Origin of the sequence: Streptomyces sp. NPDC006691 (genome assembly GCF_042869955.1) — a bacterium.
Taxonomy (GTDB): domain Bacteria; phylum Actinomycetota; class Actinomycetes; order Streptomycetales; family Streptomycetaceae; genus Streptomyces.
In genome coordinates, this window is sequence record NZ_JBIAGW010000018.1 from 66,777 (window position 1) to 86,602 (window position 19,826).

Sequence of the window (19,826 nt, forward strand, 5' to 3'; positions counted from 1 at the left end):
CCGGCGGGGAACGGGTGACGGGCGGGCCGCACGAGGTCGTCCGGGCGGGGAGCGCGAGAACTCCCGGACCGGACACCCCCATTCCCGTTCTCGCTAAACTGGCGCAATGACAGGACCCCTGGTCCCATTCCGCGAGATCGTTCTCAAGGTGCACAGCAGGTGCGATCTCGCCTGCGATCACTGTTATGTCTACGAAGCCGGAGACGAGACCTGGCGCGAACAGCCCCGGGCGGTCTCCGACCACGTTATTTCGCACACCGCCCGACGGCTGGCCGAGCATGCCGAAAAGCACCGTCTGCCGTCCGTATCGGTGATTCTGCACGGTGGTGAGCCCTTGCTCGCCGGCCCCGGCCGACTGCGGCGCGTCTGCGAGGAACTGACCGCCGCCGTCACCCCGGTCGCGGAACTCGATCTGCGCATCCACACCAACGGGGTGCTCCTCGGCCCGCCCTACCTGGACCTGTTCGCGGAGTTCGGCGTGAAGGTCGGCATCTCCCTCGACGGCGACCGCGCCGCCAACGACCGCCACCGCCGGTTCGCCGACGGCCGCAGCAGCCACCCCCAGGTCCTGGCCGCCGTCGAACTGCTCCAACAGCCGCGCTACCGGCCGCTGTTCCTCGGCCTGCTCTGCACCGTCGACCTCGCCAACGACCCCGTCGCCGTGCACGACGCCCTGGTGGGACTCGACCCGCCGCGCATCGACTACCTCCTTCCGCACGCCACTTGGGAGACCCCGCCCCAACGGCCCGGCGACGCCCCGGCGCCCTACGCGGACTGGCTGCTCGCGGTCTTCGACCGCTGGGACGAAGGCGGCCGGACGGTCCCGGTGCGGCTCTTCGACTCGGTGCTCTCCACCCTGCGCGGCGGGCCCAGCCTCACCGAATCCCTGGGCCTTGCCCCCGCCGACATCGTCGTCGTGGAGACCGACGGCTCGCTCGAACAGGTCGACTCGCTGAAGTCGGCCTACGAGGGCGCCGCCGCCACCGGATTCTCCGTCTTCCGGGACGACTTCGACGCGGTCGCCGCCCACCCCGGCGTGCGGGCCCGCCAGCGCGGCCTCGCCGGAGTCGGCGCGCAGTGCCGCCGCTGCCCCGTCGTCCGCTCCTGCGGAGGCGGCCACTACACCCACCGCTACCGCGCCGACCGCGGCTTCGACAACCCCTCGGTCTACTGCCCCGACCTGATGGCCCTGGTGCACGGCATCGAGGCCCGCACGCCGGTGCCGGACGATCTCCTCGACGCGGCCCGACTGGCCGAGGAAGCACTGGAGTTGAACCGGCTCCTGCTGGCCCGGCTGCACTCCGCGCTCGACGGGCGGGGCGGACCGGACTGGGCGCGGATCTGGGAGCTCACCACATCGCTCGACGGCCCGGGGCTCGATGCCGCCCTGGCCGCCCCGTACACCCGCGGCCGGCTGCTCGACGCCCTGGCGGCGCTGGAGGAGGGGCGTCCCGATGCCGGGATCGCGGCCCGGCGTCTCGCCGCGTGCACGGTCGCCGCGGCCGTGCACGACGGCGTCCCGCTGAGCCTCGCCGTCCCCTGGTCCGACGGCCGGCTGTACCTGCCGACCTTGGGGGAGCTGAGCCTGGGGGACCCCGGCACCCAAGGGCTGGCCGAGGTCACCGTCGGACGGCACGGCTTCTCGGTACGGCACGCCCACGCCGAGCACCACGTGCCCCGTCCCGGCCGACCCGCCCCGAAGTGGCGGCCGTTGACCAGGACCGACGACCTGATCGTCGACGACCTCGACCCCTACCGCGACTGCTTCGGCACCCCCGTGTCGCCCCGGCTCGATGCCCACCAGGCGCGCGAGTGGGGGCGCCGGGTGGCCCGCGCCCGCGCCCGCCTCGCCGAAGCCGTCCCTCCCTGCGCCCCGCCCGGCCCCCTCACCACCTTCACCCCGCTGGCCGGCGGGGCGGATCCCGCGGTGGGGCGGCACGGCTTCGGCGCGCTCGGTCTGCCCCTCGGTCTCACGGACCGCGCGCTCGACATCGCCCTGCTGCGCGGGGGACGCGCGGCGACCCTGCGCGCCCTGCTCGACGTGGCGGACCTGTACGACATGGACGGCGCGTGGCAGCATCCGTCGCCCCGGGGGCCGGTCCCGGTCTCCCGGCTGCTGGCCGAGACGTTCGAAGGGGTCGCGGTCGCCGCCCACACGGGCGACGCCCCGGCCCTGGCGGGGCTCGGTCCGGCCCTCGACTCGCTGGAGCGGGCGGCCGAACTCACCGTCACCGGAAGGCGCCTGGTCCAGACCCTGCGCCAGGAGTGGGAAGAGGCAACGCGTGCCCGAGAACACCGCTGAGGACCACGGGGAGCACACCGCGGGGGACCTCGCAGGCCAACTGGGCGCCCTCGGTGTGCGCGAGGGCGGCATCCTCCTCGTGCACGCCTCGCTGCGCGGCACCGGGCTGCGCAGCGCCGTGCTCCTGGACGCGCTGCGCACGGTGCTCGGCCCCGAAGGCACCCTGGTGGTCCCCGCGTTCACCCCCGAGAACTCCGACACCTCGCCGGCCCATCTGGCCCTCCTGCGCGAGGCCCCCGACCCGGTGGCGTTCCGGGCCGCGATGCCGCCCTTCGACCCCGAGCACACCCCGTCCCCGGGCACGGGACGCCTCGCCGAACGGGTCAGGACCACCGAGGGCGCCGTCCGCAGCGACCACCCGCAGACCTCCTTCGCGGCGCTCGGCGCCCGCGCCGCCGAGCTCATGAAGGGCCACGCCCTCGACTGCCACTTCGGCCCGGAGTCCCCGCTGGCCAAGCTCGTCGCGGCCGACGCCCAGGTGCTCCTCGTCAACGTGGGCTTCGCGGTGTGCTCCGCCTTCCATCACGCCGAATACCTGGTGCCCGCCGCGCCGACCCGCACTTACCGGGCGGTGATCAGGGACGAAGGGGGCGCGGCGAGGTGGTTCGCGTACCAGGACGCCGACCTCGACGACAGCGACTTCGCCCGCATCGGCGACGACTTCCCCGCGGCCCGGCTGCGCCAAGGCCCGCTGGGGCGCCGCACCGCCCGGCTCTTCCCGATCGGCGCGGCCGTCGAGCACGCGGTGGCCTGGATGGTCCGCCACCGGCCCCGAGCGACGACCGGGAGGGACGGTGGGAGCCCGTGAGAGCCCGTGAGTGCCCGGTGGGCCGCCCGGGGCCTCCTGCCGGGTGTTCGGGGCACCGGCCGGCGCTCCGGCCCGTCCGGCCGCAGACCATTCGCGGACAGGGGGCCCGGCGCAGGCCTCCCCCTGGGGGTGATGCGGAGTTACCGTCGAGGTACACGTCCGATTCGGACCCTTGGGGGCCGTGATGGTCGAGGCACTGGTGGCGGCCGGCATCGCCGTCGGATCCGGCGGGGTGCTCTACGCGCTGGCCGCGGCCCGCGTCGTCAAGCAGTACGAGCGCGGGGTGGTGCTCCGGCTCGGCAGGCTGAAGGACTCGGTGCGCGGGCCCGGACTCACGATGATCGTCCCCTTCGTGGACCGGCTGCGGAAAGTGAACATGCAGATCGTGACGATGCCGGTGCCCGCCCAGGACGGCATCACCCGGGACAACGTCACGGTCCGGGTGGACGCGGTCATCTACTTCAAGGTGATCGATCCGGCGGACGCGGTGATCCAGGTCGAGGACTACCAGTTCGCGGTCTCGCAGATGGCGCAGACCTCGCTGCGCTCGATCATCGGCAAGAGCGACCTGGACGACCTCCTGTCGAACCGGGAGAAGCTCAACCAGGGCCTGGAGCTGATGATCGACAGCCCGGCCATCGGCTGGGGCGTGCAGATCGACCGCGTCGAGATCAAGGACGTGTCGCTGCCGGAGACGATGAAGCGCTCGATGGCCCGCCAGGCCGAGGCCGACCGTGAGCGCCGGGCCCGCGTGATCAACGCGGACGCCGAACTCCAGGCCTCGAAGAAGCTGGCCGAGGCGGCCGGGGTGATGTCCGAGCAGCCGGCCGCTCTCCAGCTGAGGCTGTTGCAGACGGTGGTGGCGGTGGCCGCCGAGAAGAACTCCACGCTGGTCCTGCCGTTCCCGGTGGAACTCCTGCGCTTCCTGGAACGCGCCCAGCCGTCACCGGCCGGCCCGGCCGAAGCCCCGGCAGCGCCCACTGGAGCCCCGGCCGTGCCCGCCGAACCCCCGGCAGCGCCCGCCGAGCCCCCGGCAGCGCCCGCCGAAACGTCGGCCGCGCCGGAGATTCCCGCGGCGCAGGCGCATTCGGAGATCGTGGGCGAGGGCGGAGAAAACAACCCTCCGAAAAACTTGTGAAAGTTTTCACAAGCGCGCATGGGTCTTAAGTCCTGAGCTGTCAGTGCAGCTCAGCGCCGCATTTCGGATGACGGCCGGTCAATTGAAAGGACCTTCTGCCTTCGGGAACAGGGCTTTGTCGGGCCCGCGAGCACCGCGAACAGGTGTCGAATTGAGACATCGGAAAAGCATCGCAACGCCCGCAATGCTCCTAGCGCTCGACAAGAAGGAGTTCCTGCCATGGAGGCCAAGAACGCCGAGGACGTCACGACCGCCGAGACCGTCGTCGACACATTGGTGCGCGGGGCCCAGGAGGCCCTCGGCCGGTTCGAGACGTTCACCCAGGAGCAGGTCGACCACATCGTCAAGAAGGCCTCGCTGGCCGCGCTGAGCGAGCACGGCGAACTGGCCCGGCTCGCCGTCGAGGAGACCGGCCGCGGCCTCTTCGAGGACAAGGCCGTCAAGAACCTCTTCGCCTGCGAGCACGTCGTCAACTCGATGCGTGGCCTCAAGACCGCCGGGGTGATCAGCCGCGACGAGCTGAACGGCATCACCGAGATCGCCGAACCCGTCGGCGTCATCTGCGCGATGACCCCGGTCACCAACCCCACCTCGACGACCCTCTTCAAGGCGCTGATCGCCCTGAAGACCCGTAATCCGATCGTCTTCGCCTTCCACCCCTCCGCGCAGAACTGCTCGGCCGCGGCCGCCCGGATCGTGCGGGACGCCGCGATCGCGGCCGGGGCGCCCGAGGGCTGCGTGCAGTGGATCGAGACCCCCTCGATGGAGGCCACCGGGCTCCTGATGAACCACGAGGGCGTCTCCACGATCCTGGCCACCGGCGGCAACGCGATGGTCAAGGCCGCCTACTCCTGCGGCAAGCCCGCCCTCGGCGTCGGCGCGGGCAACGTCCCGGCGTACGTCACCCGCAGCGGCAAGCTCGCCCGGGCCGTGCACGACATCGTGCTCTCCAAGTCCTTCGACCACGGCATGATCTGCGCCTCCGAGCAGGCCGTCATCCTCGACCAGGAGGTGTACGAGCGGGGTCTGGCCGAGTTCCAGCGGCTCGGCGCGTACGTCCTGAGCGCGGCCGAGAAGACCAAGCTGGAGGAGTTCGTCTTCGGCACCACCGCCTTCGCCAGCGACTGCGCGGGCGCCAAGCTGAACGCCTCGGTCGTCGGCAGGTCCCCGCAGTGGATCGCCGAGCAGGCCGGCTTCGAGGTGCCGGAGACCACCTCGATCCTGATCGCCGAGTGCGCGGAGGTCGGCGAGGGCGAACCCCTCACCCGCGAGAAGCTGTCCCCGGTCCTGGCCGCCCTCAAGGCCGACTCCACCGAGCACGGCCTCCAACTCTCCGCGCAGATGGTCGAGTTCCACGGTCTGGGCCACAGCGCCGCCATCCACACCGAGGACGACGAGCTGGCCGAGGAGTTCGGCAGGCGCGTCAAGGCGATCCGCGTGATCGTGAACGCGCCCTCCACCTTCGGCGGCATCGGCGACGTCTACAACGCCTTCCTGCCCTCGCTCACCCTCGGCTGCGGCTCCTACGGACACAACTCGGTGTCCAACAACGTCTCCGCGGTCAACCTCGTCAACGTCAAGCGGATCGGACGGCGCAACAACAACATGCAGTGGTTCAAGGTCCCGCCGAAGATCTACTTCGAGCGCAACTCCATCCGCTACCTCGGCGAGATGGACGGCCTGAAGCGGGTCACGATCGTCACCGACAAGACGATGGGGAAGCTCGGCTTCGTCCAGAAGGTCAGCGACATCCTCCAGGCCCGTCCCGGCTCGGTCGTCCTCCAGGTCATCGACAACGTCGAGCCCAACCCGGAGCTGTCGACGGTCCGGACCGGCGCCGCGATGATGCGCGACTTCGAGCCGGACACGATCGTCGCCCTCGGCGGTGGCTCGGCCATGGACGCCGCCAAGATCATGTGGCTGATGTACGAGCACCCGGAGGTCGAGTTCGCGGACACGAAGGAGAAGTTCTTCGACATCCGCAAGCGCGCCTACAAGTTCCCGGCGCTCGGCGAGAAGGCCCAGCTGGTCGCCATCCCGACCACCTCGGGAACAGGCAGCGAGGTCACCCCCTTCGCGGTCATCTCCGACCCGGAGGCCGCGCAGAAGTACCCGCTGGCCGACTACGCGCTCACCCCGAACGTCGCGATCGTCGACCCGGTGCTCCCCATGGGCCTGCCCGCCACCGTGACCGCCGACTCCGGCTTCGACGCCCTGACCCACGCCACCGAGGCGTACGTCTCGGTCTACTCCAACGACTACACCGACGGCCTCTGCCTCCAGGCCATCAAGCTGATCTTCGAGAACCTGGAGCGCTGTGTGGTCGACGGGGCCGCCGACCCCGAGGCGCGCGAGAAGATGCACAACGCCTCGACGGTGGCGGGCATGGCCTTCGCCAACGCCTTCCTCGGCCTGGTGCACGCCATGGCACACACCCTCGGCAACACCTTCCACGTCGCCCACGGCCGCACCAACGCGCTGCTCCTGCCGCACGTCATCCGGCACAACGGCCAGGTGTCCGGCAAGGCGACCCCGTGGCCGAAGGCCGAGGTCTACCGGGCCCCGGAGCGCTTCCAGGAGATCGCCAAGATGCTGGGCCTGCCGGCCGCGACCCCCGAGGAGGGCGTCGAGTCCTACGCCCGGGCCGTCGAGGAACTGCGCGCCAAGTGCGGCATCCCCGCCTCCTTCCAGGAGGAGGGCGTGGACGAGACCGCCTTCATCGAGGCCCTGCCGGTCCAGGCGATGAACGCCTACGCAGACCAGTGCGCCCCGGCCAACCCGCGGATGCCGATGATCGACGACATGAAGGAGCTCATGACGCGGGCGTACTACGGCAAGTAGGCCGCCTCACGTCCCCAGGTCCGCCGGATGCGGGGCCGCCCTTCGACGGGGCGGCCCCGCATCGTGTCTCCGGCCGGCCGGTCAGGCGTCCGGCCGGTCAGGTCTCCGGGTGGTCGGGCGGGGACAGGAAGCGGCCCATCGGGAGCACCGGGCGGCCCCAGGTCGAGGCGAGGATCTGCCCCGCGAGGAGATAGGTCGCGCCGAGCGCCGCGCACAGTCCGGCCCACCCGGCGATCCGGTTCCAGACCACCTCGCCCGTGAACCCGTTGCAGACGAGCCCGACGAAGACGACGAGCACGCAGGTGAAGGTGGAGAGCAGTGCCAGATGGATGCGGAAGCTGCCCAGCCAGAGCACGAACACCACGAACACCCAGGGCAGGGTGAACAGCCCCATCGCGTCGCCGCGCAGCGACGGGTCGAGCGCCGGTGTCACCCACTGGAGCATCAGCGCCTTCGCCATCCAGAACACCCCGAAGCCGCCGAAGACCGTGGCGTGCCAGGTGTCGCCGCGCTGGGCCTGGAAGAGTCCGGCGAGCAGCTGGGCCAGGCCGCCGATGAAGAAGCCGACCAGCGGCACCACGGACGCCGCGAGCTTCTCGGGGAAGACCCCCGCGTCGATGCCGGTGGCGATGGTGGTCACCACGATGAACCCGGTCAGGCCGAGCGGACCGAGCTGTGCCTGCGCGCTCGGTTCCATCCGCCTTACGGAGAAGGCCTGTTCGGCCGGGCCGGAGCGGCGGGGGATGTTCACACGCCCACCGGCCTCTCGGCACGGTCGCGGCGCAGACCGGCGAGCACCATGGTGATGACGGCGCCGGCCACCGCCCAGACCGACAGCACCAGGAGCGGGCCGGTGACCGCCTCGCCCCGGAAGTAGGCGATCGAGCGGGCCGCCCAGGTGCCGGCGCCGGGCGGCAGGCCCGGCCCGATCGTCCGCCAGAACGGCGGCAGCAGGGGATACGGGTAGGCGCCGCCCGCGCTCGGATTGCCGAGTACGACGATGACCAGGATCGCCAGGCCGATGCCGACGACTCCGGCGAGGCCCTGGAAGGCGAGAGTGGTGGCGCCCACCGCGAACACGACGAGCGCGCCGAGCCCGGCGAGGCCCAGGTAGCTCCCCGGCAGCGCGCCGAGCACCGGTCCGATGATGAGCGAGCCGAGCAGCCCGGCGGCGATCGAGTACACGGCGAGCACCGCGAGCCGGATCAGCGCGCGATGGGTGTTGGCGGGCCGGGCGCCCGCGCTGATCGCGAGGATCGCGGCGCACAGATAGCCGCCCACGCACCAGCCGACGACGAGGTAGAACGCGGACAGCGTGCGGGAGTCGCCCGCGGCGGCCGGGGCGACGTCGGTCACCTCGACGGTACGCTGCTGGGCCTTCTCGGCGGCCGTCGTGATGGCCTCCACGGCCTGCGCGAGCGAGGCCCCGCCGCCGCTCGCCACGAGCAGCCGGTCGGTGGTGCCCCGCGGATCCACCAGCAGGGCCCCGTCGATGCTGCGGTCGCGCAGCTGGCGGGTGGCGTCCGCCGCGTCCTTCGCGGTGCGCACGTCCAGTGGCGTGCCGGGGAGCGCGCCCAGCTGCTTGGTGAGCTGCCCCTGGATCTGCGCGGGGGCGACCACGGCGAAGGGGATGTCCTTCGGCTTCGGGCTGTGGAAGGCGCCGGCGTAGGACGCGATGAAGGCGACCATCAGCCCCAGTACGCCGATCACCAGCAGGGCGGCCCGTACGGAGACGGCGCTCTTCACCTCGTCGACGAATGTCATGCCCCCACGCTCCGCTGCCCCGGTCGCCCCCGCAGTCGGGCTGACCCAAACGACTGACCGGGGCCCTCCGGGGTACTGGGGCCGCCCACACGGGCGCGGGGCTGTGACGTTTGCGCGGCTTCGCCGCGGTGGGCGCGGCCGGGAGGGGTGCTGGGTCGCCACAGGGGCGCGGGGAACTGCGCGAGGAGCGGGCACGGTCCGCAGCCGGGAAGGGGGTTGGGGGCGCGGGGAACGGCGCGAACAGCCACGCGTGGCGCGAGGACGAAAAGGGATTTGGGGGCGCGGGGAACGGCGCGAGCGGCCACGTACGGCTCGTACTCGACAGTGGGTCGGGGCGGGGGAGGCCGACCGGGGGCACCCCGTCGCAACCCCGCCCGGAGGGGCCGGACCGGGATTCGAACATGTGTGTCGCACGCACGTTCGAACTGGTCTATGGTTGAAGGGAGGGGGTGAGAGACGGCTCGGCAATCGGTAGGAGGCGCGGATGCCAAGGTTCACGCATCTGCACACCGTCTCGGGGTTCTCCCTCCGCTACGGCGCCTCACACCCGGAACGGCTGGCCGAGCGCGCCGTCGAGCGCGGCATGGACGCCCTCGCCCTGACCGACCGGGACACCCTCGCCGGTACCGTCCGCTTCGCGAAGGCCTGTGCCGAGGCCGGGATCCGTCCCCTGTTCGGGGCCGAGCTCGCCGTGCCGGAACACCTCGGGAACACCGGGGCCGGGCCGGGCCGGGGCCCCGCCCGGCGCACCCCCGTACGAGGCGGCGCGTTCGTCGACGAATCCGCCCCCCGCGTCACCTTCCTCGCCCGGGACGGCGCGGCCGGCTGGGCCGAGCTCTGCCGCCTGGTCAGCGCGGCGCACACCGCCGGGGGCCGCCCGCTCCTGACCCACGCCGACCTGCCCGCCGAAGGGCTCACCGTGCTGCTCGGCCCCGCCTCCGAGATCGGCCGCGCACTGAGCGCCGGCCGCCCCGACCGGGCCGCGCGCCTGCTCGCCCCCTGGCGGGAGATCTACGGCGACGCCCTCCGCCTGGAAGCCGTCCACCACGGCCTCCGCGGCACCGGCCCCGGCTCCCTGCGGCTGGCCGCCCGCACCGTCGGCTTCGCCGCCGAACAGGGCGTACGCGCCGTCCTGACCAACGCCGCGCGCTACGCCGACCCCGGCCAGGGCCCGGTCGCCGACGTACTGGACGCCGCGCGGCGCCTCGTTCCGGTGCGGGCACCGTTCGACAGCGGCGAGCGCTGGCTCAAGGACCCGGAGGCCATGTTCAAGATCGCCGAGCGGGTCGCAGAGGCGGCCGGCTGGCGGCGCGACGTCGCCCACCGGCTGCTCGCCATGACCGAGGAGACCGCCGCCGAATGCCTGGTCGACCCCCAGGACGACCTCGGCATGGGCACCGCGAGTTACCCCGAGCCGTATCTCGTCGGCGCCGCCCACCGCGCCCCCCAGCGGGTCCTCGCCTCCCGGGCCGCGGCCGGCATGGTGCTGCGCGGCTACGCGGGCCGGCGCACGTACTGGGAGCGGATGCACCACGAACTGGACATCATCGCGCACTGGGGTTACGCCTCGTACTTCCTCACCGTTGCCCAAGTCGTCGACGACGTGAAGGAGATGGGCATCCGGGTGGCCGCGCGCGGCTCCGGCGCGGGCTCGCTCGTCAACCACCTCCTCGGCATCGCCCACGCCGACCCGATCGAGAACGGGCTCCTGATGGAGCGCTTCCTGTCCAAGCGGCGCCCGGTGCTGCCCGACATCGACATCGACGTCGAGTCCGCCCGTCGGCTCGACGTCTACCGCGCGATCATCGACCGCTTCGGCACCGAGCGCGTCGCCACCGTCGCCATGCCCGAGACCTACCGCGTGCGGCACGCCATCCGCGACGTGGGCGCCGCCCTGTCCATGGACCCGGCCGTCACCGACCGGATCGCCAAGTCCTTCCCCCACATCCGGGCGCGCGACGCCCGCACCGCCCTCCAGGAACTGCCCGAACTGCGTTCCCTGGCAGGGGAGATGGAGAAGTACGGCAGGCTCTGGGAGCTCGTCGAAGCGCTGGACGCCCTGCCGCGCGGCATCGCGATGCACCCGTGCGGCGTGCTCCTGTCGGACGCCTCGCTGCTGCGCCGCACCCCGGTGATGCCCACCAGTGGCGAAGGCTTCCCCATGTCCCAGTTCGACAAGGAGGACGTGGAGGATCTGGGGCTGCTCAAGCTGGACGTCCTGGGGGTGCGGATGCAGTCCGCGATGGCCCACGCGGTCGCCGAGATCGGCCGGGCCACCGGGGAGGAGCTCGACATCGACGACCCCGCCCAGGTCCCGCCGGGCGACGCCAGGACGTACCAACTCATCAGCTCCACCGAGACGTTGGGCTGCTTCCAGATCGAGTCCCCCGGCCAGCGCGACCTGGTCGGCCGGCTCCAGCCGTCGACCTTCCACGACCTCGTCGTGGACATCTCGCTGTTCCGGCCGGGGCCGGTCGCGGCCGACATGGTGCGCCCGTTCATCGAGGCCCGGCACGGCCGCGCCCCGGTCCGCTTCCCGCACCCCGACCTGGCGGACGCGCTGCGCGACACCTATGGCGTGGTCGTCTTCCACGAGCAGATCATCGAGATGGTGAACGTTATGACCGGCTGCGGCCGGGGCGAGGCCGACCGGGTGCGGCGCGGGCTCTCCGACCCGGAGTTGCAGGCGCACATCAAGGTCTGGTTCGCCCAGCTCGCCCAGGAGCGCGGCTACTCGCCCGAGGTGATCGCCCGTACCTGGGAGATCATCGAGGCCTTCGGCTCGTACGGCTTCTGCAAGGCGCACGCGGTCGCCTTCGCCGTGCCGACCTACCAGTCGGCCTGGCTCAAGGCGCACCACCCGGCCGCCTTCTACGCCGGGCTGCTCACCCACGACCCCGGGATGTACCCGAAGCGGCTGCTGCTCGCGGACGCCCGGCGGCGCGGGGTGCCGATCCTGCCGGTGGATGTGAACCGGTCCTCGGTCGCACACACAATCGAACTGGTGTCCGGTAAGTGGGGAGTGCGCCTCGCGCTCTGCGACGTCCACGGCATCAGCGAGGCCGAGAGCGCGCGCATCGAGGCCGGCCGGCCCTACGTCTCGCTGCGGGACTTCTGGCAGCGGGCCAGGCCCGGCCGCCCGGTCGCCGAACGGCTCGCCCGGATCGGCGCGCTCGACGCGTTCGGCGCCAACCGCCGCGACCTGCTGCTCCACCTCTCCGAACTGCACGGCTCCCGCCGCGCCCCCGGCGGTCAACTCCCGCTGGACGGCGGCACGTTGACGGCCCGCGCCGGACTGCCCGACCTGGACGACGCGGAGCGGCTCAGCGCCGAACTCGGCGTCCTCGGCATGGACGCCTCGCGCCATCTGATGGAGGACCACACCGCGTTCCTCGACGAACTCGGCGTCGTCTCCGCCAGGCGGCTGCGCGACGCGAAGCACGGCGAGACCGTTCTGGTCGCGGGCGCCAAGGCAGCCACCCAGACGCCGCCGATCCGCTCCGGCAAGCGGGTCGTCTTCAGCACCCTGGACGACGGCACGGGCCTGGTCGACCTGGCCTTCTTCGACGACAGCCACGATGCCTGCGCCTACACGGTCTTCCACTCCTGGCTCCTCCTCGTACGGGGTGTGGTGCAGCGGCGGGGACCGCGCAGCCTCAGCGTGGTGGGCGCCCGCGCCTGGAACCTCGCCGAACTCGTCGAACTGCGCAGCGAGGGCGGCCTGGACGCGGTCTCGGCCCGTCTCGCGACCCCACCCGAGCCGGCGTCCCGGCCCGGAGCCTCGGACGGCGGCAAGTCCGGGCCCGGGGCGGGGATCGGGAGCGGGGCCGAGGCCGGGGGTAGGCCCGAGGGCGGGGCCGAGGCCGGCCCCGCGTCCGACGGTGCGACCGCGCCCACCGCCGACAACGGCCGCCGCATCCACCTGTCCACCGGCTACGAACTGAACCCCTGGGCCGACCTGCAACCCGCGGGTGAACGGGCCGCCACCGGGCGGAAGTTGTGGCATTCGAGCCCGGGGAGTGCGGGATGATCCTCTGTGCACATTTCGGTCTCGCGGAGGCGGGCACGGCGCTGCCCGCGCTGGTCGCCCTCGCCGAGGGCCTCACCCCGGTCGTCCAGGCACTCCCGCCCGACGGCCTCCTCGCCGACCTGGGCGGCGCCGAGAAGTACTTCGGGCAGGACGCCGGACAACTCGCCGCCGTCCTGCGGGTCCGCGCGCTCGCCCACTTCGGCCTGGACTGCGCCATCGGGCTCGCCCCCAACCCGATGCTGGCCAGGATGGCCGCGCGGGACGCCGGACCCGGCACGACCCGCACGGTCCGCCCCGGCGAGGTGGACCGGTACCTCGCCGCGAAGCCGGTCCGCGCGCTCGACGGCGTCGGCCGCTCGACCGCCGGCCGCCTCTGCGCGTACGGACTCGACACGGCGGGCCGCCTCGCCGCGGCGCCGCCGGGCACCGTCCAGCGGATCCTCGGCGCCCGGCAGGGCCGGGACCTCCAGGAGCGCGCCCGCGGCATCGACCGCACCCCCGTCGTGCCGAACGCCTCCGCCCGCTCGCTGGCCGCCGAACGGACCTTCCCCCGCGACGAGTTGGACCCGGTACGTCATCATCGGGCACTCCTCTCCCTCGCCGAGGAGCTGGGCGTCCGGCTGCGCGGATCCGGTCAGGCGTGCCGCTCCCTCACCCTCACCGTGCGCTACGCCGACCGGTCCACCACCACCCGCACCCGCGGCCTGCACGAGCCCACGGCCCACTCGCCCGCGCTGGCCGACCTCGCCCGCGCCCTCCACGCGGCGCTCGGTCTGCAACGAGCCAGGGTCCGCGGCATCGCGCTACGGGCCGAGGGGCTGATGGCGGCCGAACACACCGCCCACCAGCTGACGTTCGCCCCCGAGGACGAGCGGGCCCGTCGCATCGAAGCGGTGGCCGACCTGGCCCGGGCCAAGTTCGGCCCCCGCGCCGTCATTCCGGGCTCACTGTCCGACGCGGCCTGAACCGACCCGGCCCGCGCGGTCCCCGCGCCCGCATTGGCCCGGCCCGAAAACCCCGACTGGCGTCGCCCGAACCGAGGGCCCGAACCGAGGGGCCGAACCGAGGGCCCGAACCGAGGGATCCCGGGGCGGAACGGGTGGGGGCCTCAGGAAGCCAGTCGCTTCTTGACGTCCGCCACCTGCGGTCCCGCATCGACGGCCGGGACCTTCCAACGGTTCTCGGCTCCGGTGGCGTCGGTGTAGACGAGCGTGCCGCCGCCCTTGGCCTGATCCGGTGTCAGGTCGAAGACCTCGGAACGCGACTGGGAGGTCCCCGGCTCGATCCTGCCGGTGCCGTCGTAGCCGTTCACCAGGATCTTGGGCGCGCTGCCGTTGCCCTCGGCGACGCTCTGTCCGTTGGCGGCGAGCCAGCGCCAGCCTCCCTTCGTGCCGCCCGCACGCGCGGGCTCCTCGTCCGCGGCGTTCGCGGTCAGTGAGGCGTCCTTGGTGGTCACGACGGCGAAGGTGCCGAACCGTGACGTCGTGCCATCTGCCTCCTTGGTGTAGACGACGGTGGTCGGGGTGATCTCCAGGACTCCGACGAGCTGGCTCCCGACGGTCCGGGACGGCACGCCGAGCGCGAGCGCGGTTCCCCCGGCCCCGGGGTTCGCACTCGGCGTCGCCGAGTCGTTCCCCGGGGTGGCGGTGGGCGAGGAAGCGCCGGCGGACGGCTGCGCGGCGGTGGACGCGGAGGCGGACGCAGGGGTGGAGGCGGACGGTTTGCTGTCGGAGCCGCCTCCGTCCGGGCCGCAGGCGGTCAGGGCGAGGCAGGCGGCGGCGACACCGGCGGCGGCAGCGGTCAGGAACAGGGTCTTGCGCATTGGTTCCCCCCAAGGCATTGGCACTCTTCGCGAACGTACCGCGATGGAGGGGGCGCCCAGCGTGAAGTGACCGTACTGGGACGAACGGGTGCCTGTCGTTGCGAACTCCCCACAACCGGGCCCTGGTTGAGAGAAATCCGGCTGCCCGACTGCCCGGCTGTCCGGCTGCCCGGGTCCTTCGCCCGCTTGCTTCCTTACGCTCCCGAGGCCAGGCGGGCACCTCCGTCCACCGTCAGGACGATGCCGGTCGTGAAGCTGTTGCCCACCAGGAAGGAGATCGCGTCCGCGATGTCCTCGGGTCGGCCGCAACGGCCGGCCGGGGTGGACTTGGCGTAGGCCGCGAAGGTCTCCGCCTTGGCGTCCTCGTCCATCCAGTCCCACCAAGGGGTGTCCACCACACCCGGTGACACCGCGTTGAAGCGGACCGGGGCCAGCTCCACGGCCAGGACCGGGACCATGGCCGCCACCGAGGCGTTGACCGCGGCCAGGCCGGCCGTGCCGGGCATCGCGGCGCCCGCCGACGCGGCGGTCACGAACGTGATGGACCCGGTGGGGGAGAGGACGTCGAGCGCGGCCCGCGCGGTGACGCTGTGCGCGATCAACTTGCCCTCGCTCGCCTCGCGCAGGGCGTCCGTGGTCACCGAGCGGAACGGCCCGGCGGCTGTCGAGCCCGTGGCGGCGACCACGACGTGGTCGACCCGGCCGAGGTGTGCGAAGAACTCTCGCGTGGCCGTCTCGTCCCGAGCGTCCACGACCGAGCCGCTCGCCGTGCCCGCCGTGCCTTCCTTCGCGGTCGGTTGGGCCAGATCGGCCAGTGCGGTCCGCAGGCGCTCGGGGTCGCGGCCGGTGACGACGACGTCCCGGCCCGCGCCGAGCTGGCGGCGCGCCGTCTCCAGACCGATGCCGGAGGTACCGCCGACGATCACAACTCGCTCATTCATGGTGCGTGTCCTTCCAGGCCCTCTCGTACGGGCCTCCGTGCTTTTCGAGGCTCACTGTCTCGTAAAGAGTATTCCGATACATGGTGTCTTGTAAACTGTCCGCATGAAGAAAATCGAGAACGGACCGGGCGAGCCGGCCGACGGCTCCCCGCCGCGTGGCCGCCCCCGCAGCGAGACGGCCAGGCGCTCGGTGCTCGACGCGGCCCTGGAGCTCTGCCGGCGCGACGGGTACCAGGAGTTGACGATCAAGGGCATCGCGGACGAGGCCCAGGTCGGCCGGCAGACGGTCTACCGCTGGTGGCCCACCAAACAGGACGTGTTGCTCGAAGTCCTGACGGAGCTTCCGCACCGCAGCCAGGACGAGCTCTTCCCCGACACGGGGGATGTGTACCGCGACGTGGCGGAGCTGCTCGGCCACACCTTCCGGCTGACCCGCGGCGCCATCGGCCGGGCCGTCGTAGGGCTGATGGCCGACGCTCAGGCGGACGCCTCGCTCGCGCGCAGGCTCCAGACGGAGGTGATCGCCCCGCGCCGGGCCGCGCTGCGCGAGATCCTCGAACGGGGCGTGGCGCGCGGTGAGTTGAGGCAGGACGGGCCCGCCTCCCTCGACCTGGCGGTCGACTTCGCCTTCGGGGTGATGTGGTACCGGCTGCTCAGCGGTCACGCCCCGGTCGACGGCCCGCTCGCCGAGGAGATCGCCGTCGCGCTCGGCCCCCTCCTCGGAAGCGAGGCCGCGCGACGACACTGAGGCACGGGATCGGACGGGGGGCGGGCCGAGCAGGGTCGAGCAGGGCCGAGCAGGGCTGAGCAGGGCCGAGCGAGGGTGCGCCTGGGCGGGGCGGGGTGCGGGCCCGTCGGCAAGTGCCGTGCGAGCGGTGCGACAGTTTTTTACTGACGCGTAACTTCACTCCTGGGCTACCCGTGCGTAATTTGGCGTGAGCACGCCCCGTACATACCCAGTACGGCACTCACTTGTGGTCCGGGCCGCAGGGCGAACCCCCCATCGCAACTCCCTTGAGCCGCAAGGAGATCACCCGATGCTGCCCTGGAAACGTGTGCTCAGACCGCTGTCGGCGCTGTTGCTCGCCGCCGCGGCCTCGCTCGCCCCGGCCACCGCCGCGCATGCCCAGTCCGCGCCGAGCAGTGGCTGGAACAACTACTCCTGCAAGCCGTCCGCCGCCCACCCCCGGCCCGTCGTCCTGGTGCACGGCACCTTCGGCAACGGCACCGACAACTGGCTGGCCCTCGCGCCGTACCTGGTCGACCGCGGTTACTGCGTCTTCTCCCTCGACTACGGCCAGCTCCCCGGCGTGCCGCTCTTCGACGGCCTCGGGCCCATCGACAAGTCGGCCGCCCAGCTCGCCACCTTCGTCGACAAGGTGCTCGCCGCGACCGGCACGCCCAAGGTCGATCTGGTGGGCCACTCGCAGGGCGGCATGATGCCGCGCTGGTACCTGAAGTTCCTCGGCGGCGCCCCCAAGGTCAACGCGCTCGTCGGCATCGCCCCCGACAACCACGGAACCACCCTCGACGGCCTCACCCAACTGCTGCCCTACTTCCCCGGCGCCCAGGACCTGTTGACGCTCGCCACCCCCGGGCTCGCCGACCAGATCGCCGGATCGCCCTTCGTCACCAAGCTGAACCAGGGCGGCGACACCGTCCCCGGGGTCCACTACACGGTCATCGCGACCAAGTACGACGAGGTGGTCACCCCGTACCGCACGCAGTTCCTCGACGGCCCCGACGTCCACAACGTCCTCATCCAGGACAAGTGCGCGCTCGACCTCTCCGAGCACGTGGCGATCGGTCTCACCGACCGCGTCACCTACCACGAGGTGACCAACGCGCTGGATCCGGCGCACGCCACCGCCACCACCTGCGCCTCCGTCGTCGGCTGACCCACCGTCGAACCGCCCGCCCCCACGCGACCACCCCTCTCCCGGGATCCGGGAAAGGGGTGGTGTGGCCCGCGAGCCAGGAGTCAGCGGCCGTGTCGCCCTGCGGTCACGGCCTTGCGGCGGAGCGTCCCGAAGAACGCCGCGGCACCCACGGCGATCGCACCCGCGCCGCCGATGGCGAGGTACGGGGTGCTGCTGTCGCCCCCGGTCTCCGCGAGATTCTGCGTACCGGCCGTGCCCGTCGTGCCGGTCCCGCCCGTCGTGGTGACCGGGGTGCTCGCCGCGGCCCCGTCCGGCTGCGGCTGGTTGCCGGCGGCGGCCTCCGGGGCCGCGGCCGGGGCGGTGCCCGGCTGCGTGCCCGGGGTGGCGGAGGTGTCGTGGTGGTGCTGGACCGTCGACTTGGCCTCGCCGTCCGCGATCTCCTGGTCGGTGGGCGCGGAGGGCGCGGGCGCCGGGGCGCCCGCCGTGCCGCTGTCCTTGCCGAACACCACGTCGGAGCAGGTGTAGAAGGCCTCCGGGCTGTCCGAGCGCTGCCAGATCGAGTAGATCAGGTGGCGGCCGGACCGGGCCGGGATCTTCCCGTCGAAGACGTAGTCGCCGCCCTGCATCGGCGGGTCGGTGACCTTGACGAACGGAGTCGCCTCCAGGTCCGACCACTTGAGGGGCTTCGACGGGTCGTAGCCGTCCTTGGTGATGTACAGCTCGAACGATCCCTTGTGCGGGGCCGTTCCCTTGTAGTGGAAGGTGTGGTTGCCCGCCGACAGCTTGCTGGCCGGCCAGTCCGCGCGCGGCAGATCGAGCCCCTTGTACTTGTCGTTGCCACCGCTGCACAGCTGACCGTCCGGGATGATCTCCTTCGACTTGCCCGCGGCGTTGGCCATGTTCACCGCGGCCCAGTCGTAGAAGGCCTGCGCGCCGCTGGCCGCGACGGCCGCCTTGCACGCGGCCGACTTCGGGCTCTCCGGGCCCTCCGCGTAACAGGCCGAGACCCGGCTCACCGGGTCCGTCATGGAGCCGTGGGCCGCGGCGGGACCGGCCGCGAGCCCGGTCAGGGCGAGCGGCACGAAGCCGACGGCGGCGACGACGGCGGCCCTGCGCCGACGGGGACCCCGCTGTGCGGACGCGGTGGAGAGCTGGGGGAAGGTCATCGTGACGTACTCCTTCGATGGTGCACGGGCATGGGGGGGCGCGTGGGGGTTCGCGACTGCCGGAAGTCCCGTCCGGCGATCAGCACGCTAGCCCCAAGAAACCGCGAAATCCCCTGCTGGGAGCGGGTGATGACGATCCTTATGGTCGCTTTAAGGAGACGCTAAGCGGGGGCACAGATACGAGCCGCGCGAGCCGCCGGCCCTCGCCTCGGCAGGTATGCCGGCCCTCCTCCCCAGGCGGGGCGATGGGACTACAGCACAGCTTCTGTTGCACGTGAACCGGCGGCAGTTCGACCGGGACGCGGAAGGCGGAGAGAAGGACCTGGTCCATGAGGGCGGCGACCCCGCTCGACCCTGCCGACAAGTCGTACGTCACAGATGATCTCTTCGCCGTGTCGCCCGGTTCCGCGCCGGCGGCGAGTTCGTCCGAGCGGACGCCGTCGGACGATTTCCTGGATCTGGTGCGGGCCACGGCTCCGCTGGTCTCGGGGAATGCGAGCGGCCCCACCAGGCTCCAATATGTCGTGCACGTCGGGCGTGTATCACGGTGCTCCGGCCGCCCGGGCGCGGGTCTCCGCAGCCGTGACGAAGGGGAACGGGCCCGTCCCCGCACCGTACGGTGACGCCATGAACGAGGAGATCAGGCTCGCGAACGCCGCCGACGTGCCCCGGGTGAAGGAGGTCACCGACGCCGCCTACCACCCCTACATCGCGCGCATCGGGGTCGTGCCCGCCCCCATGGAGGCCGACCACGTGGCGAACGTCGCGGCCGGGCGCGTCTTCGTCGTGGGCGAGCCGGTCGCCGGGGTCTTGGTCCTCGTCGCGGAGCCCGACCACCTCTTCCTCGACTCGGTCTCCGCCCATCCGGACGTCCGGGGCACCGGACTCGGGCGCCGCCTGCTGCGCTTCGCGGACGACCACGCGCGGGCGCTCGGCCTGCCCGAGGTGCGGCTCTACACCAACGCGATGATGTGGGAGAACCAGGAGATCTATCCGCGGTACGGATACGAGCTCGTCGAGCGGCGCGTGGACGGCCCCTACGACCGCCTGCACTACCGCAAGGTGCTGGACCCGCGGGCCGGTGGTGGGGCGGGCCGGGCCTGAGCGCCAAGCCGATTGTCAGTGGCGGCAGGC

General features: G+C 72.4%; 14 protein-coding genes. 9 read left to right on the forward strand and 5 right to left on the reverse strand.

Annotated elements, in window-relative coordinates; all coding sequences use genetic code 11:
• Positions 1-106 precede the first annotated feature (106 nt).
• From fxsBH to adhE, 4 genes are all read left to right on the forward strand, one after another.
• Positions 107-2,302, forward strand: a complete 2,196-nt coding sequence (gene fxsBH / locus ACFYNP_RS30195) for a radical SAM/SPASM protein FxsBH, inactivated beta-hydroxylase extension form (protein ID WP_388789894.1) — start codon at positions 107-109, stop codon at positions 2,300-2,302.
• On the forward strand, positions 2,283-3,110 hold the full coding sequence (locus tag ACFYNP_RS30200; protein WP_388789896.1) for an aminoglycoside N(3)-acetyltransferase: 828 nt from the start codon (positions 2,283-2,285) through the stop codon (positions 3,108-3,110). The genes fxsBH and ACFYNP_RS30200 overlap by 20 nt, the downstream gene beginning before the upstream one ends.
• 184 nt (positions 3,111-3,294) lie before the next feature.
• Positions 3,295-4,248 (forward strand): slipin family protein, encoded by a 954-nt coding sequence (locus ACFYNP_RS30205; RefSeq protein ID WP_388790047.1) that lies wholly within the window; start codon positions 3,295-3,297, stop codon positions 4,246-4,248.
• A 219-nt stretch (positions 4,249-4,467) separates the two neighbouring features.
• Positions 4,468-7,089 (forward strand): bifunctional acetaldehyde-CoA/alcohol dehydrogenase, encoded by a 2,622-nt coding sequence (gene adhE, locus ACFYNP_RS30210; protein WP_388789899.1) that lies wholly within the window; start codon positions 4,468-4,470, stop codon positions 7,087-7,089.
• A 97-nt stretch (positions 7,090-7,186) separates the two neighbouring features.
• Here the strand turns inward: adhE and ACFYNP_RS30215 are convergent, their stop codons facing one another.
• Entirely contained in the window at positions 7,187-7,840 is a 654-nt protein-coding gene (locus ACFYNP_RS30215) for an acetate uptake transporter (RefSeq protein ID WP_388411059.1), read from the reverse strand.
• Positions 7,837-8,853, reverse strand: coding sequence for a DUF3533 domain-containing protein (locus tag ACFYNP_RS30220; protein ID WP_388789902.1), 1,017 nt, complete (start codon positions 8,851-8,853; stop codon positions 7,837-7,839). The genes ACFYNP_RS30215 and ACFYNP_RS30220 overlap by 4 nt, the downstream gene beginning before the upstream one ends.
• A 484-nt stretch (positions 8,854-9,337) precedes the next feature.
• Here ACFYNP_RS30220 and ACFYNP_RS30225 point away from each other — a divergent pair, with 484 nt between their 5' ends.
• Both ACFYNP_RS30225 and ACFYNP_RS30230 read left to right on the forward strand, forming a co-directional pair.
• The gene (locus ACFYNP_RS30225; protein WP_388789905.1) at positions 9,338-12,883 is read left to right on the forward strand and encodes a DNA polymerase III subunit alpha; all 3,546 of its coding nucleotides are present in this window, start codon (positions 9,338-9,340) and stop codon (positions 12,881-12,883) included.
• The gene (locus ACFYNP_RS30230) at positions 12,880-13,848 is read left to right on the forward strand and encodes a hypothetical protein (protein WP_388411067.1); all 969 of its coding nucleotides are present in this window, start codon (positions 12,880-12,882) and stop codon (positions 13,846-13,848) included. Before ACFYNP_RS30225 ends, ACFYNP_RS30230 begins: the two co-directional genes overlap by 4 nt.
• A gap of 143 nt (positions 13,849-13,991) precedes the next feature.
• Here ACFYNP_RS30230 and ACFYNP_RS30235 read toward each other — a convergent pair whose 3' ends face one another.
• Positions 13,992-14,705, reverse strand: a complete 714-nt coding sequence (locus ACFYNP_RS30235; protein WP_388789908.1) for a hypothetical protein — start codon at positions 14,703-14,705, stop codon at positions 13,992-13,994.
• A 194-nt stretch (positions 14,706-14,899) separates the two neighbouring features.
• Positions 14,900-15,646, reverse strand: a complete 747-nt coding sequence (locus ACFYNP_RS30240) for an SDR family oxidoreductase (protein ID WP_388789911.1) — start codon at positions 15,644-15,646, stop codon at positions 14,900-14,902.
• A 103-nt stretch (positions 15,647-15,749) separates the two neighbouring features.
• On the opposite strand from ACFYNP_RS30240, the gene ACFYNP_RS30245 reads away from it, so the two are divergent.
• Together ACFYNP_RS30245 and ACFYNP_RS30250 are read left to right on the forward strand one after the other, a co-directional pair.
• Positions 15,750-16,394, forward strand: a complete 645-nt coding sequence (locus tag ACFYNP_RS30245; RefSeq protein WP_388411075.1) for a TetR/AcrR family transcriptional regulator — start codon at positions 15,750-15,752, stop codon at positions 16,392-16,394.
• A 289-nt stretch (positions 16,395-16,683) separates the two neighbouring features.
• Entirely contained in the window at positions 16,684-17,544 is an 861-nt protein-coding gene (locus ACFYNP_RS30250; RefSeq protein ID WP_388411077.1) for an esterase/lipase family protein, read from the forward strand.
• An 83-nt stretch (positions 17,545-17,627) separates the two neighbouring features.
• On the opposite strand, the gene ACFYNP_RS30255 is transcribed toward ACFYNP_RS30250, so the two are convergent.
• Positions 17,628-18,692 (reverse strand): lytic polysaccharide monooxygenase, encoded by a 1,065-nt coding sequence (locus tag ACFYNP_RS30255; RefSeq protein WP_388789915.1) that lies wholly within the window; start codon positions 18,690-18,692, stop codon positions 17,628-17,630.
• Positions 18,693-19,319: 627 nt separating this feature from the next.
• On the opposite strand from ACFYNP_RS30255, the gene ACFYNP_RS30260 reads away from it, so the two are divergent.
• Positions 19,320-19,796 (forward strand): GNAT family N-acetyltransferase, encoded by a 477-nt coding sequence (locus ACFYNP_RS30260; protein WP_388789918.1) that lies wholly within the window; start codon positions 19,320-19,322, stop codon positions 19,794-19,796.
• Positions 19,797-19,826: the final 30 nt, after the last annotated feature.

Excerpts from the sequence above, each read along its gene's own strand:
- ACFYNP_RS30230 (WP_388411067.1), top strand. The coding sequence starts at position 12,880 with ATGATCCTCTGTGCACATTTCGGTCTCGCGGAGGCGGGCACGGCGCTG.
- ACFYNP_RS30220 (WP_388789902.1), bottom strand. The coding sequence starts at position 8,853 with ATGACATTCGTCGACGAGGTGAAGAGCGCCGTCTCCGTACGGGCCGCC.
- ACFYNP_RS30225 (WP_388789905.1), top strand. The coding sequence starts at position 9,338 with ATGCCAAGGTTCACGCATCTGCACACCGTCTCGGGGTTCTCCCTCCGC.
- adhE (WP_388789899.1), top strand. The coding sequence starts at position 4,468 with ATGGAGGCCAAGAACGCCGAGGACGTCACGACCGCCGAGACCGTCGTC.
- ACFYNP_RS30235 (WP_388789908.1), bottom strand. The coding sequence starts at position 14,705 with ATGCGCAAGACCCTGTTCCTGACCGCTGCCGCCGCCGGTGTCGCCGCC.
- fxsBH (WP_388789894.1), top strand. The coding sequence starts at position 107 with ATGACAGGACCCCTGGTCCCATTCCGCGAGATCGTTCTCAAGGTGCAC.
- ACFYNP_RS30250 (WP_388411077.1), top strand. The coding sequence starts at position 16,684 with ATGCTGCCCTGGAAACGTGTGCTCAGACCGCTGTCGGCGCTGTTGCTC.
- ACFYNP_RS30255 (WP_388789915.1), bottom strand. The coding sequence starts at position 18,692 with ATGACCTTCCCCCAGCTCTCCACCGCGTCCGCACAGCGGGGTCCCCGT.
- ACFYNP_RS30245 (WP_388411075.1), top strand. The coding sequence starts at position 15,750 with ATGAAGAAAATCGAGAACGGACCGGGCGAGCCGGCCGACGGCTCCCCG.
- ACFYNP_RS30260 (WP_388789918.1), top strand. The coding sequence starts at position 19,320 with ATGAACGAGGAGATCAGGCTCGCGAACGCCGCCGACGTGCCCCGGGTG.
- ACFYNP_RS30240 (WP_388789911.1), bottom strand. The coding sequence starts at position 15,646 with ATGAATGAGCGAGTTGTGATCGTCGGCGGTACCTCCGGCATCGGTCTG.
- ACFYNP_RS30205 (WP_388790047.1), top strand. The coding sequence starts at position 3,295 with ATGGTCGAGGCACTGGTGGCGGCCGGCATCGCCGTCGGATCCGGCGGG.